A 13,669-nucleotide genomic window follows, 5' to 3' on the forward strand; every position below is an offset into this window, starting at 1 on the left:
AGACAGAAAGTGAAGTATCAACTCCGGTTCACCCTTCAGCATCAATGGTCGGGCTGGATGCTGGCGTGGCTAAACTCGCCACGCTGTCAGATGGCACAGTCTTTGAGCCTGTAAACAGTTTTCAGAAAAACCAGAAGAAGCTGGCGAGACTTCAGCGACAGTTAAGCCGCAAGGTCAAATTTAGCAACAACTGGCAGAAGCAGAAACGCAAAATACGCGACTGCATTCCTGTATCGCAAATATCCGCAGGGACTACCTTCACAAAGTCACAACGACCGTCAGCAAAAAACACGCAATGATAGTCATTGAGGATTTGAAGGTCAGCAACATGTCAAAGTCAGCAGCGGGTACGGTCAGCCTGCCGGGGCGCAATGTCCGGGCAAAATCAGGTTTAAACCGTTCGATACTGGATCAGGGCTGGTATGAAATGCGCCGCCAGCTTGAGTACAAGCAGCTCTGGCGTGGCGGTCAGGTGCTTGCTGTTCCGCCAGCGTACACAAGCCAGCGTTGCGCGTGCTGTGGTCATACAGCGAAAGAAAACCGCCTGTCACAAAGTAAATTCAGATGCCAGGTATGTGGATATACAGCGAACGCCGATGTAAATGGCGCTCGTAACATTTTAGCGGCGGGGCACGCCGTTCTTGCCTGTGGAGAGATGGTGCAGTCAGGCCGCCCGTTGAAGCAGGAACCCACCGAAATGATTTAGGCGACAGCCTGAACGTAGCAGGGATCCTCGTCCTTCAGGGCGTGGAGGATGTCAATTTGCGCTATGATACCCATCTGACCTCCTTGTAGCGGATGGCAAAAGCATATCAGGAAACGGGCGGACGAAATTCTTAAAAAAAACCGCTAAAGATAGAGCGTTAGTGAAATTGCAAAGGAGCAACAATGAAAATTTCCCGCCTTGGAGAAGCGCCCGATTACCGCTTCTCGCTGGCTAATGAGCGTACTTTTCTGGCGTGGATCCGTACCGCACTAGGATTTCTGGCGGCGGGGGTTGGGCTTGATCAACTTGCGCCAGATTTCGCCACGCCCGTCATTCGTGAACTGCTGGCGTTGTTGTTGTGTCTGTTTTCCGGTGGGTTAGCAATGTATGGCTACCTGCGCTGGTTACGCAATGAAAAAGCGATGCGTCTGAAAGAGGACCTGCCCTACACCAACAGCTTATTAATCATTAGCTTAATATTGATGGTCGTGGCGGTGATCGTTATGGGACTGGTGTTGTATGCCGGATAGCCGCAAAGCCAGACGCATTGCCGACCCAGGACTGCAGCCGGAGCGCACATCACTGGCGTGGTTTCGTACCATGCTGGGCTACGGCGCGTTGATGGCGTTGGCTATCAAACACAACTGGCACCAGGCGGGCATGTTATTCTGGATTTCGATTGGCATTCTCGCCATCGTGGCGCTGATCCTCTGGCACTACACCCGTAATCGCAATTTAATGGATGTCACGAATAGCGATTTTTCCCAATTTCACGTAGTCCGTGACAAATTTTTGATCTCCCTCGCGGTGTTATCTCTCGCAATACTGTTTGCTGTAACGCATATACATCAACTTATCGTATTTATTGAGAGAGTCGCATGACAGGAAGTCAGGTCATTGATGCTGAAGAGGACAGGCATAAACTGGTTGTAGAGTACAAGGATGCTCTGCAACCTGCCGATTTTTATCACAATTTCAAACAGCGGGGCATCCGCTCCGTACAGCTCATTCCCTATCTTGAATTTGATGACCGGGGCGATCTGACGGCCGCTTCGGTGACAGCAGAGCTGTGGGGGAAATTTTTAATTGCCCTGTTCGAGTGTTGGGTGCGGGCAGATATCAGTCGTATCTCGATTGAGCTTTTTGACGCCACCTTACAAAAATGGTGTGGCGGCGAAAACCCGCAACCGCGCCGTGACTGCCAGGCGTGCGACTGGCATCGCCTGTGCCCGCACGCTCGGCAGGAGACGCCAGACAGCGTGCTTTGTGCGGGCTATCAGGCGTTTTATTCTTACTCCGCACCGCATATGCGGGTGATGCGTGATCTGATAAAGCAGCATCGTTCTCCCATGGAGCTGATGACGATACTGCGGTGACGTGCGCTTAAACGGGCTGCCCCTGATGCGACATCCGCGTCGCCAGCGGCAGCCAGCACAGCACGATCAACAATCCCATTAAGGTCATCAATAACCCCAGGCTACCCTGACCGGTTTGCGGCAACATCGCAGAGAGCGACGCCAGCACGCCGGAACCAATGTTTTGCAGACCGCCGACCAGCGCGCCAGCCGTGCCCGCCAGGAAGGGGAACGGCTCCATCGCGCGCTGGTCGCCAGCGGAAACAGCATCCCGGCACCGAAAAAGAACAGCGCGGCGGGAACGAGCAGCGTCCAGACATTCATCACGCCAAACCAGTCGGGGATCCACATCAGCAAGCCAGCCAGCAGGCAGCAGATAACCGACTGCCACATTAACGTGGAGAAGCGTTTATTGGGACGTCCGGCAAACCATGCGCCAAAAAACGCTGCCGGAATCGGCAGAATAAACAAAATACTGACCGTCATACTGCTCAGCCCTAACACCGCGCCCATCAGCACGCCGGAGCAGGCTTCAAAGGCGGCAATCCCGGCCAGACCGCCAATCAGCATCAGCAAATAACAGTTAAAACCGCTGTTACCGAAAAGCGTTTTATAACTGGTAAGCAGGCGCGTGCGCGGTGCATCGACCGGACGCGTTTCCGGCATCCAGCGGGCCATACTGAAGGTCACACCAACACAAAGAACCAACAAAAAGAGATAACAGGCGCGCCAGTTCCACATCGTATCCAGCAGACCGCCGATTAGCGGTGCGAGCAACGGACTGACGAGAATCCCCATGTTTAACAGGCTGTTAGCATGGCGCAACTGTGTCCGTTCATATAAATCTCGCGGCAAAGTACGCGCCATTACGCCGCCAACGCCGGTGCCCATCCCCTGCATCGCGCTGGCGGCAATCAATACCGTCAAACTGGAGGTCGTGACCGCGACCAGCGTTGCCAGCATAAAAATGGACATTCCGACGAGGATCACCGGTCGGCGACCCACACGGTCGGAAATCGGGCCATAAAACAGCTGTGAGACACCGTAAGTCAGCAGATAAGCGCCCATTACGCTCTGCACCGCCCCTTCACGGACGTTGAGATCGCGCGCCATATCGGCAATAGCTGGAATATAAATGGTTTGCGCCATCTGACCGACGGCCACGAGTAATACCAACATCAATAACAAATTGACGTTTCTTTGCCTTTTCATTATCACGGATGCTTTTATAAAAATAATTAGAATAAGTCACTACGCATTCCCATAAATGCGGGAGAGGAATCTATCACATTGATGAATGTTAGCCAGATATACGCCAGGAATGGGGAATTGTTTAGCGGCAGAATATGTAAACAAAAGCGGCAATAAATGTTGCCGGGAGGGATTACGTGCGAACTGTAGCCCTCTCCCCAAAGGGGCGAGGGGGAAACCACCGTTCCCTTTCAGAAAATGAGCTAAACATTGCACGGGACGGTCCCCTCGCCCCTTTGGGGAGAGGGCTAGGGTGAGGGGCACAGGCAGCGCAGGTGCAAACATTCTGCTGGTAGAAGAAGCCCCCAACTCCAACCCGCACGCTAAATATAAAAGGGGAGCGGTTACCCGCTCCCCTTTGGTGCGACTTGAATCTGAATTACTTCAGGTATTTCAGAACAGCATCAAGCAGTTGCAGTGCTGCAACAATGAGTTTGAGGATAAGAATGGCGATATCCACCAGGCTCATACGCGTCTCCTGTGGTTCAGGAGCACTGCCAGCTGACGTACCTTTCCGCTGCCTGTTGCCAGCTGTTGTGCACGCGGTATCTCAAGGAGAAACGTTGTGCTTGTTGACATAACACAGTGTGCTCACGCGGGGTTAAGGCGCTGACGGCACCACCCGTTTCAGCCAGGACTTAGTGCGCCGGGTAACGATGCGGCCCCCGCATAATACATTGCGTACAGTGATATTATAGAAGTTTACTGTATAAATAAACAGTAATATTTGGACAAAACGCAAACTGTGATCGATACTCAACTATGCCCTAAATACGTCAAAATTCGTGCCGAAATTGCGCGTTCTGCGCGGAACACGTATACTTTCAGTGTTGACATAATACAGTGTGCTTTGCGGTTACCAGCTGCAGGCGGCTGATGAAACCTCGCTCCGGCGGGGTTTTTTGTTACCTGCAATTCAGTACAAAACGTGATCAGCCCCTCAATTTTCCCTTGCTGAAAAATTTTCTATTGTCTCCCCTGTAAAGCTGTGCTTGTATAAATATTGTTAAACACAAAACCAACAAGGTCCCCAATGACTACTTCCATGTTCAACGCAAAACTACTACCAACTGCGCTATCCGTCGCAGTGGTCGTCGTGCGTGTGGTGGTGGTCGTCGGCAATGCGCCGTAGGGACTGGAACAACACACGATTCCAAAACCCCGCCGGCGCAAACCGGGCGGGGTTTTTCGTTTAAGCACCTCCCGGAAAGTCGGCCCAGAAGAAAAGGACTGGAGCATGGCAAGTTCGGGCACAACATCGACGCGTAAGCGCTTTACCGGCGCAGAATTTATCGTTCATTTCCTGGAACAGCAGGGCATTAAGATTGTGACGGGCATTCCGGGCGGTTCTATCCTGCCTGTTTACGATGCCTTAAGCCAAAGCACGCAAATCCGCCATATTCTGGCCCGTCATGAACAGGGCGCGGGATTTATCGCTCAGGGGATGGCGCGCACCGACGGTAAACCGGCGGTCTGTATGGCCTGTAGCGGACCGGGTGCGACTAACCTGGTGACCGCCATTGCCGATGCGCGGCTGGACTCCATCCCGCTGATTTGCATCACCGGTCAGGTTCCCGCCTCGATGATCGGCACCGACGCCTTCCAGGAAGTGGACACCTACGGCATCTCTATCCCCATCACCAAACACAACTATCTGGTCAGACATATCGAAGAACTCCCGCAGGTCATGAGCGATGCCTTCCGCATTGCGCAATCAGGCCGCCCAGGCCCGGTGTGGATAGACATTCCTAAGGATGTGCAAACGGCAGTTTTTGAGATTGAAACACAGCCCGCTATGGCAGAAAAAGCCGCCGCCCCCGCCTTTAGCGAAGAAAGCATTCGTGACGCAGCGGCGATGATTAACGCTGCCAAACGCCCGGTGCTTTATCTGGGCGGCGGTGTGATCAATGCGCCCGCACGGGTGCGTGAACTGGCGGAGAAAGCGCAACTGCCTACCACCATGACTTTAATGGCGCTGGGCATGTTGCCAAAAGCGCATCCGTTGTCGCTGGGTATGCTGGGGATGCACGGCGTGCGCAGCACCAACTATATTTTGCAGGAGGCGGATTTGTTGATAGTGCTCGGTGCGCGTTTTGATGACCGGGCGATTGGCAAAACCGAGCAGTTCTGTCCGAATGCCAAAATTATTCATGTCGATATCGATCGCGCAGAGCTGGGTAAAATCAAGCAGCCGCATGTGGCGATTCAGGCGGATGTTGATGACGTGCTGGCGCAATTGATCCCGCAGGTGGAAGCGCAACCGCGTGCAGAGTGGCACCAGTTGGTAGCGGATTTGCAGCGCGAATTCCCGTGTCCAATCCCGAAAGCGTGCGATCCATTAAGCCATTACGGCCTGATCAACGCCGTTGCCGCCTGTGTCGATGACAATGCGATTATCACCACCGATGTGGGTCAGCATCAGATGTGGACCGCGCAAGCTTATCCGCTCAATCGCCCACGCCAGTGGCTGACCTCCGGTGGGCTGGGCACGATGGGTTTTGGCCTGCCTGCGGCGATTGGCGCGGCGCTGGCGAACCCGGATCGCAAAGTGTTGTGTTTCTCCGGCGACGGCAGCCTGATGATGAATATTCAGGAGATGGCGACCGCCAGTGAAAATCAGCTGGATGTCAAAATCATTCTGATGAACAACGAAGCGCTGGGGCTGGTGCATCAGCAACAGAGTCTGTTCTACGAGCAAGGCGTTTTTGCCGCCACCTATCCGGGCAAAATCAACTTTATGCAGATTGCCGCCGGATTCGGCCTCGAAACCTGTGATTTGAATAACGAAGCCGATCCGCAGGCTGCATTGCAGGAAATCATCAATCGCCCTGGCCCGGCGCTGATCCATGTGCGCATTGATGCCGAAGAAAAAGTTTACCCGATGGTGCCGCCAGGTGCGGCGAATACTGAAATGGTGGGGGAATAAGCCATGCAAAACACAACTCATAACAACGTAATTCTGGAGCTCACCGTTCGCAACCATCCGGGCGTAATGACCCACGTTTGTGGCCTTTTTGCCCGCCGCGCTTTTAACGTTGAAGGCATTCTTTGTCTGCCGATTCAGGACAGCGACAAAAGCCATATCTGGCTACTGGTCAATGACGACCAGCGTCTGGAGCAGATGATAAGCCAAATCGATAAGCTGGAAGATGTCGTGAAAGTACAGCGTAATCAGTCCGATCCGACGATGTTTAACAAGATCGCGGTGTTTTTTCAGTAACCGCTCAAGGCTTGAACAACATCGCGCTTATCGTTAAGGTAAGCGCGTTTTTTTACCCGCCAGGACAAGACCATGATCACCGTTGCCCTTATAGACGATCACCTCATCGTCCGCTCCGGCTTTGCGCAGCTGCTGGGGCTGGAACCTGATTTGCAGGTAGTTGCCGAGTTTGGTTCGGGGCGCGAGGCGCTGGCGGGGCTGCCGGGGCGCGGTGTGCAGGTGTGTATTTGCGATATCTCCATGCCCGATATCTCCGGTCTGGAGCTGCTAAGCCAGCTGCCGAAAGGTATGGCGACGATTATGCTCTCCGTTCACGACAGTCCTGCGCTGGTTGAGCAGGCGCTTAACGCGGGGGCACGCGGCTTTCTTTCCAAACGCTGTAGCCCGGATGAACTCATTGCTGCGGTGCATACGGTTGCCACGGGCGGCTGTTATCTGACGCCGGATATAGCCATTAAACTGGCATCCGGTCGTCAGGACCCGCTAACCAAACGTGAACGCCAGGTGGCGGAAAAACTGGCGCAAGGAATGGCGGTGAAAGAGATTGCCGCCGAACTGGGCTTGTCACCGAAAACGGTACACGTCCATCGCGCCAATCTGATGGAAAAACTGGGCGTCAGTAACGACGTAGAGCTGGCGCGCCGCATGTTTGATGGCTGGTGATGAAGACGTTGTTCTCCCGCTTAATTACCGTTATTGCCTGCTTTTTTATCTTCTCTGCCGCATGGTTTTGCCTGTGGAGTATCAGCCTGCATCTGGTTGAGCGCCCTGATATGGCGGTGCTGTTATTTCCGTTTGGTCTGCGTCTGGGGCTAATGCTGCAATGCCCGCGCGGATACTGGCCGGTGCTGCTGGGCGCGGAGTGGCTGCTGATTTACTGGCTAACGCAGGCGGTCGGTTTAACCCATTTTCCGTTATTGATGATCGGTAGTTTACTGACGTTACTGCCCGTAGCGCTGATCTCGCGCTATCGCCATCAGCGTGACTGGCGCACCTTGCTGTTACAGGGGGCGGCGTTAACGGCGGCGGCGTTGTTGCAGTCGCTGCCCTGGCTTTGGCACGGCAAAGAGTCGTGGAATGCGCTGTTGCTGACTTTAACTGGCGGCCTGACGCTGGCCCCGATATGTCTGGTGTTCTGGCACTATCTCGCCAATAACACCTGGCTGCCGCTCGGCCCGTCACTGGTTTCTCAGCCAATCAACTGGCGCGGGCGACATCTGGTCTGGTACTTGCTGCTGTTTGTTATCAGTCTCTGGCTCCAGTTGGGATTGCCGGACGAACTGTCGCGCTTTACGCCATTCTGTCTGGCGCTGCCGATTATCGCGCTGGCCTGGCACTATGGTTGGCAAGGGGCGCTGATTGCGACGTTGATGAACGCCATCGCGCTGATCGCCAGTCAAACCTGGCGCGATCATCCGGTGGATTTATTGCTCTCGCTGCTGGTGCAAAGTCTGACAGGGTTGTTGCTTGGCGCTGGCATCCAGCGGTTGCGTGAACTTAACCAGTCGCTGCAAAAGGAACTGGCGCGCAATCAGCATCTGGCTGAACGGTTGCTGGAAACCGAAGAGAGCGTGCGCCGTGATGTGGCGCGTGAGCTGCATGATGATATCGGTCAGACCATCACTGCTATTCGTACTCAGGCGGGCATTGTTCAGCGGCTGGCGGCAGATAACGCCAGCGTGAAGCAGAGCGGGCAGCTCATCGAACAACTATCGCTGGGCGTTTACGACGCGGTGCGCCGTTTGTTGGGGCGGTTACGTCCGCGCCAGTTGGATGATCTCACCCTGGAGCAGGCCATCCGCTCACTGATGCGGGAAATGGAGCTGGAAGGGCACGGTATTGTCAGCCATCTCGAATGGCGAATCGATGAATCAGCGTTAAGCGAAAACCAGCGCGTGACGCTGTTTCGTGTCTGCCAGGAAGGGCTGAACAACATTGTGAAACATGCTGATGCCAGCGCGGTCACCCTGCAAGGCTGGCAGCAGGATGAACGGTTGATGCTGGTTATTGAAGACGATGGCAGCGGTTTGCCGCCAGGTTCCGGGCAACAAGGTTTTGGCCTCACCGGAATGCGCGAGCGCGTAACGGCGCTGGGTGGCACATTACACATTTCCTGTCTGCACGGCACGCGTGTCAGCGTTTCTCTACCTCAACGCTATGTCTAAGGTTTGATGATGTTGCCGTTTCTGAAAGCGCCTGCCGATGCGCCATTAATGACTGATAAATATGAAATTGATGCCCGCTATCGCTACTGGCGTCGGCATATTCTGCTGACCATCTGGCTGGGTTACGCGCTGTTTTACTTCACGCGGAAAAGTTTTAACGCCGCCGTACCAGAAATCCTTGCTAACGGCGTGCTCAGCCGTAGCGATATCGGCCTGTTAGCGACCCTGTTTTACATTACCTATGGCGTGTCGAAGTTTGTCTCCGGCATTGTCAGCGATCGCTCAAATGCCCGTTATTTTATGGGGATAGGGCTTATCGCCACGGGCATTATCAACATTCTGTTTGGCTTCTCGACGTCGCTATGGGCGTTTGCCGTACTCTGGGTGCTGAACGCCTTTTTCCAGGGCTGGGGTTCACCGGTGTGTGCGCGTCTGTTAACGGCCTGGTATTCACGTACCGAGCGCGGTGGTTGGTGGGCATTATGGAACACGGCGCATAACGTCGGCGGCGCACTCATTCCCATTGTGATGGCAGCGGCTGCACTACATTACGGCTGGCGTGCCGGGATGATGATTGCTGGTTGTATGGCGATCGTCGTGGGAATTTTTCTCTGCTGGCGGCTGCGCGATCGCCCGCAGGCGTTAGGTTTACCGGCGGTCGGTGAATGGCGACACGACGCGCTGGAGATAGCTCAACAACAAGAAGGGGCAGGGCTGACGCGTAAAGAGATCCTCACCAAATATGTGTTGCTGAATCCGTATATCTGGCTGCTTTCGTTTTGCTATGTGCTGGTCTATGTGGTCCGGGCGGCGATCAACGACTGGGGCAATTTGTATATGTCCGAGACGCTGGGCGTCGATCTGGTCACGGCGAATACGGCAGTGACGATGTTTGAACTGGGTGGATTTATCGGTGCGCTGGTAGCGGGTTGGGGCTCGGACAAATTGTTTAACGGCAACCGAGGGCCGATGAATTTGATTTTCGCCGCCGGAATTTTGCTTTCAGTCGGCTCCCTGTGGCTGATGCCATTTGCCAGCTACGTGATGCAGGCAACCTGCTTCTTCACCATTGGTTTTTTTGTCTTTGGCCCACAGATGTTAATCGGTATGGCGGCGGCAGAGTGTTCCCACAAAGAGGCGGCAGGGGCGGCGACGGGGTTTGTCGGCTTGTTTGCTTATCTGGGGGCGTCGCTTGCTGGTTGGCCGCTGGCGAAAGTACTCGATACCTGGCACTGGAGCGGATTTTTTGTGGTTATCTCTATCGCCGCCGGGATTTCCGCACTGCTGTTACTGCCCTTTTTGAACGCCCAGACACCGCGCGAAGCGTGATGCATCTCACCTTTTCACTTCATATCCGGCAAAACTAAGAAATTTTCCAGGTTTTGCCTGGACGCTATCTCAGGCCTGATTTGCTGCTGATTTTTACAATGCATGCCTCACGCAGGTATTCATTTCAGGAGTAACCCATGCTGGCTTTCCTAAACCAGGTTCGCAAGCCGACCCTGGACCTTCCGCTCGAAGTGCGGCGCAAAATGTGGTTCAAACCGTTCATGCAATCCTACCTGGTGGTCTTTATCGGCTACCTGACGATGTACCTGATTCGCAAGAACTTTAACATCGCGCAGAACGATATGATTTCGACCTACGGGTTGAGCATGACGCAGCTGGGGATGATCGGCCTGGGTTTCTCCATCACTTATGGCGTGGGTAAAACGTTGGTTTCATACTACGCCGACGGCAAAAACACCAAACAATTCCTGCCGTTCATGCTGATCCTGTCTGCCATTTGTATGCTGTGCTTCAGTGCCAGTATGGGCAGCGGCTCGGTTAGCCTGTTCCTGATGATTGCCTTCTACGCCTTAAGCGGCTTTTTCCAGAGTACCGGCGGTTCGTGCAGTTACTCCACCATCACCAAATGGACGCCGCGTCGTAAACGCGGGACATTCCTCGGTTTCTGGAATATTTCTCACAACCTTGGCGGTGCAGGCGCAGCAGGTGTGGCGCTGTTCGGGGCAAATTACCTGTTCGATGGCCATGTCATCGGCATGTTTATCTTCCCGTCGATTATCGCGCTGATTGTCGGTTTTATCGGCCTGCGTTACGGCAGCGACTCCCCAGAATCTTATGGCCTCGGCAAAGCTGAAGAACTGTTCGGCGAGGAGATCAGCGAAGAGGACAAAGAGACAGAATCTACCGATATGACCAAGTGGCAGATCTTTGTTGAGTATGTGCTGAAAAACAAAGTGATCTGGCTGCTGTGCTTCGCCAACATTTTCCTCTATGTGGTACGTATTGGTATCGACCAGTGGTCAACCGTATACGCGTTCCAGGAACTGAAACTCTCTAAAGCGGTGGCGATTCAGGGCTTTACGCTGTTTGAAGCTGGTGCGCTGGTCGGTACGCTGCTGTGGGGCTGGCTCTCTGACCTGGCGAACGGTCGCCGTGGCCTGGTGGCCTGCATCGCGCTGGCGCTGATTATCGCCACGCTCGGTGTGTATCAACATGCCAGCAACGAATATATCTATCTGGCTTCTCTCTTTGCGTTGGGTTTCCTGGTCTTTGGCCCGCAATTGTTGATTGGTGTGGCTGCTGTTGGCTTTGTACCTAAAAAAGCGATTGGCGCTGCCGATGGTATTAAAGGCACCTTTGCTTACCTGATTGGTGACAGCTTTGCCAAGTTAGGTCTGGGAATGATTGCCGATGGGACGCCGGTATTCGGCCTTACCGGCTGGGCAGGCACCTTCGCCGCACTTGATATCGCTGCGATTGGTTGTATCTGCCTGATGGCGATAGTGGCGGTGATGGAAGAACGCAAAATCCGCCGCGAGAAAAAAATTCAGCAGTTGACAGTGGCATAAACGTAACTGGTGACTTTTGCCCGGCATGACGCCGGGCTTTTTTATTATTCCGTGACTTCCAGCGTAGTGAAGGCAAACTTCTCGCCATCAAATAGCCCCTGACTGGTTAGTTTTAGCGCGGGGATCACTGGCAGAGAAAGAAACGCCATCTGAATAAACGGCTCATCGGGTAACGGACCGCATTCACGGGCGGCGGCTTTCAAGGCGTCAATTTGTTCCGCCAGCGACTGCGCCGTGTCGGTGCTCATCAGGCCGGCAATGGGCAACGGCAGATGACTTTGGACCTGGCCGTTACGTACCACGCACAGCCCGCCGCCATCCTGAATCACCTGATAGACCGCCAGCGCCATCTCTTCGGCACTGCGACCGATCACCACAATATTATGGCTGTCATGGCTGACCGTCGCAGCCAGCGCACCTTCATTCAGTCCAAAGCCGCCAAGCAAACCACAAGCCGGAGCCAGCCGTTGCCCGTAACGCTCAAGTACGGCAATAAAGTACACATCATCGCGATCAAAACCATTTTCGCTGTAGACGCTGGAGTGGGAGTGCGTAATCAATTCGTTATGGATGACGTCAATGACCCGATAGCGTTTTCCGGGCGTAAATTGCAGGGCAAAGTCGCTGGCGGAAACTGGCTGGCGGGCAATGGTGTTGCCATATGGCGGAGCGGATTGTGCCAGTCTCGCCGACTCTTCCGCCTGTAAGGTTTGCGCATCAATCGGCTCGCCTTTCACCAGTACCTGCTGCACCGTGACCTTACGCGCATCGCTCAACAGGACGATATCGGCCTGCTTGCCGGGTGCCAGTAAGCCGAGGTGATTCAGACCAAAGTGGCGCGCCGTCGACCAGCTGGCGACGCGATATGCCACATGCAGCGGCACATTGTATTGTTCGATCAGGCGGCGAATTAAGGCATCGATGTGTCCTTCATGGGCGATCTCCCACGGGTTACGGTCATCGGTACAGAGCATGCATTGCGGGCTGTTAAATTCGTTGATCAACGGTGCCAGCGCGTTGAGATTGCGGGCAGCGGACCCTTCGCGGATCATCAACGACATGCCGAGTTGTAATTTCCGGCGTCCTTCTTCCAGCTGATAACTTTCGTGGCAGTTTTCAATACCCGCAGTAATATAGGCGTTAAGTTCTTTACCACCCAAACCCGGGCAGTGACCGTCCAGCGTCAGGTGGCGAAATGCATCCAGTTTATCGAGCAGCGCATTCTGCCCGCTAATTACGCCAGGGTAGTCCATCATTTCTGCAAGGCCGGTAACCTGCGGATGGTCCCGCCAGGCGAGCATCTGTTCAAGGGTAAAACTGGCACCGTTAACATCGCAGCCTTCCAGGGCGGGTACGCAAGAGCTGACCTGTAAGTACTGGTTTTGCCTTGCCTGTTCGGCACAGCGGGCAAACCAGGCGAATCCGGCTTCTCCCATCACGTTGACGATTTCATGAGGGTCGCAAATAACGGTCGTCAGGCCGCGCGGCAGGGTAGCGGTTTCAAAGGTGACCGGCGTCATCATGCTGGATTCAATATGCAGGTGAGCATCAATAAACCCTGGCACCGCCGTTGCGCCGCGAGCATCAATCCGCTGCAAAGCCGGAGCATCAGCGTATTCTGCGCCAACACCGGCAATGTAACGTCCTTTAATCACAATTGGGCCGGAAATTTCTCCGCCATTGATCAGGTCGAGAATAGAGACATTATCAATAATATAATCGGCAACAGCGTCGCCACGGGAAACGGCTAACAATTCCTGGGTAATGACTCCAACTTATTGATAGTGTTTTATGTTCAGATAATGCCCGATGACTTTGTCATGCAGCTCCACCGATTTTGAGAACGACAGCGACTTCCGTCCCAGCCGTGCCAGGTGCTGCCTCAGATTCAGGTTATGCCGCTCAATTCGCTGCGTATATCGCTTGCTGATTACGTGCAGCTTTCCCTTCAGGCGGGATTCATACAGTGGCCAGCCATCCGTCATCCATATCACCACGTCAAAGGGTGACAGCAAGCTCATAAGACGCCCCAGCGTCGCCATAGTGCGTTCACCGAATACGTGCGCAACAACCGTCTTCCGGAGCCTGTCATACGCGTAAAACAGCCAGCGCTG

General features: G+C 54.2%; 13 protein-coding genes and 3 pseudogenes. 12 read left to right on the forward strand and 4 right to left on the reverse strand.

The genetic code is table 11. The features are described 5' to 3' along the window. The first annotated feature begins 44 nt into the window (after nucleotides 1–44). The 4 genes and pseudogenes from BGK49_RS00635 (at nucleotide 45) to BGK49_RS00650 (ending at nucleotide 2,082) form a co-directional block, all read left to right on the forward strand. Nucleotides 45–706: pseudogene (locus BGK49_RS00635) on the forward strand (RNA-guided endonuclease InsQ/TnpB family protein). A gap of 182 nt (nucleotides 707–888) precedes the next feature. Continuing rightward, nucleotides 889–1,236 carry a YidH family protein gene (locus BGK49_RS00640; protein ID WP_000703959.1) on the forward strand — a complete coding sequence of 116 codons (348 nt, stop codon included), beginning with the start codon at nucleotides 889–891 and terminating at the stop codon, nucleotides 1,234–1,236. Continuing rightward, nucleotides 1,226–1,588 (forward strand): DUF202 domain-containing protein, encoded by a 363-nt coding sequence (locus tag BGK49_RS00645; RefSeq protein ID WP_001113432.1) that lies wholly within the window; start codon nucleotides 1,226–1,228, stop codon nucleotides 1,586–1,588. Before BGK49_RS00640 ends, BGK49_RS00645 begins: the two co-directional genes overlap by 11 nt. Continuing rightward, nucleotides 1,585–2,082: a radical SAM protein gene (locus BGK49_RS00650; protein ID WP_046891658.1), complete on the forward strand. Its 498-nt coding sequence runs from the start codon at nucleotides 1,585–1,587 to the stop codon at nucleotides 2,080–2,082. Before BGK49_RS00645 ends, BGK49_RS00650 begins: the two co-directional genes overlap by 4 nt. 7 nt (nucleotides 2,083–2,089) lie before the next feature. Here BGK49_RS00650 and emrD read toward each other — a convergent pair. Further along, nucleotides 2,090–3,273, reverse strand: a pseudogene (gene emrD, locus BGK49_RS00655) (multidrug efflux MFS transporter EmrD). 81 nt (nucleotides 3,274–3,354) lie between these two features. On the opposite strand from emrD, the gene ysdE reads away from it, so the two are divergent. Further along, complete coding sequence (gene ysdE / locus BGK49_RS30775) at nucleotides 3,355–3,429, forward strand: protein YsdE (protein ID WP_211180519.1); 75 nt, start codon at nucleotides 3,355–3,357, stop codon at nucleotides 3,427–3,429. A 262-nt stretch (nucleotides 3,430–3,691) separates the two neighbouring features. Here ysdE and tisB read toward each other — a convergent pair whose 3' ends face one another. Further along, the gene (gene tisB, locus BGK49_RS00660; protein ID WP_000060506.1) at nucleotides 3,692–3,781 is read right to left on the reverse strand and encodes a type I toxin-antitoxin system toxin TisB; all 90 of its coding nucleotides are present in this window, start codon (nucleotides 3,779–3,781) and stop codon (nucleotides 3,692–3,694) included. Nucleotides 3,782–4,345: 564 nt separating this feature from the next. Between tisB and ivbL the strand changes: the two genes are divergently transcribed. The 7 genes from ivbL to uhpT all read left to right on the forward strand — a co-directional run bounded on the left by ivbL (nucleotide 4,346) and on the right by uhpT (nucleotide 11,555). Continuing rightward, nucleotides 4,346–4,444, forward strand: a complete 99-nt coding sequence (ivbL, locus tag BGK49_RS00675; RefSeq protein WP_046891657.1) for an ilvB operon leader peptide IvbL — start codon at nucleotides 4,346–4,348, stop codon at nucleotides 4,442–4,444. 105 nt (nucleotides 4,445–4,549) lie between these two features. After that, nucleotides 4,550–6,238, forward strand: coding sequence for an acetolactate synthase large subunit (ilvB, locus tag BGK49_RS00680; RefSeq protein ID WP_000168480.1), 1,689 nt, complete (start codon nucleotides 4,550–4,552; stop codon nucleotides 6,236–6,238). A 3-nt stretch (nucleotides 6,239–6,241) separates the two neighbouring features. After that, complete coding sequence (gene ilvN, locus BGK49_RS00685) at nucleotides 6,242–6,532, forward strand: acetolactate synthase small subunit (protein WP_001181713.1); 291 nt, start codon at nucleotides 6,242–6,244, stop codon at nucleotides 6,530–6,532. Nucleotides 6,533–6,604: 72 nt separating this feature from the next. Next, nucleotides 6,605–7,195, forward strand: coding sequence for a transcriptional regulator UhpA (uhpA, locus tag BGK49_RS00690; RefSeq protein ID WP_000633668.1), 591 nt, complete (start codon nucleotides 6,605–6,607; stop codon nucleotides 7,193–7,195). Then, nucleotides 7,195–8,697 carry a signal transduction histidine-protein kinase/phosphatase UhpB gene (gene uhpB, locus BGK49_RS00695; protein WP_024259801.1) on the forward strand — a complete coding sequence of 501 codons (1,503 nt, stop codon included), beginning with the start codon at nucleotides 7,195–7,197 and terminating at the stop codon, nucleotides 8,695–8,697. The genes uhpA and uhpB overlap by 1 nt, the downstream gene beginning before the upstream one ends. A gap of 9 nt (nucleotides 8,698–8,706) precedes the next feature. Further along, a complete protein-coding gene (gene uhpC, locus BGK49_RS00700; protein ID WP_000936566.1) occupies nucleotides 8,707–10,026 on the forward strand; it encodes an MFS transporter family glucose-6-phosphate receptor UhpC in 1,320 nt (439 codons plus the stop codon). Between the two features lie 137 nt (nucleotides 10,027–10,163). Continuing rightward, a complete protein-coding gene (uhpT, locus tag BGK49_RS00705) occupies nucleotides 10,164–11,555 on the forward strand; it encodes a hexose-6-phosphate:phosphate antiporter (RefSeq protein WP_046891656.1) in 1,392 nt (463 codons plus the stop codon). Nucleotides 11,556–11,599: 44 nt separating this feature from the next. Here the strand turns inward: uhpT and adeD are convergent, their stop codons facing one another. Then, the gene (gene adeD, locus BGK49_RS00710; RefSeq protein WP_046891655.1) at nucleotides 11,600–13,321 is read right to left on the reverse strand and encodes an adenine deaminase; all 1,722 of its coding nucleotides are present in this window, start codon (nucleotides 13,319–13,321) and stop codon (nucleotides 11,600–11,602) included. A gap of 9 nt (nucleotides 13,322–13,330) precedes the next feature. After that, nucleotides 13,331–13,669, reverse strand: a pseudogene (locus tag BGK49_RS00715) (IS1-like element IS1B family transposase); the annotation flags it as partial.

It is taken from the genome of Shigella sp. FC1544 (assembly GCF_001722145.1).
GTDB lineage: Bacteria > Pseudomonadota > Gammaproteobacteria > Enterobacterales > Enterobacteriaceae > Escherichia > Escherichia coli.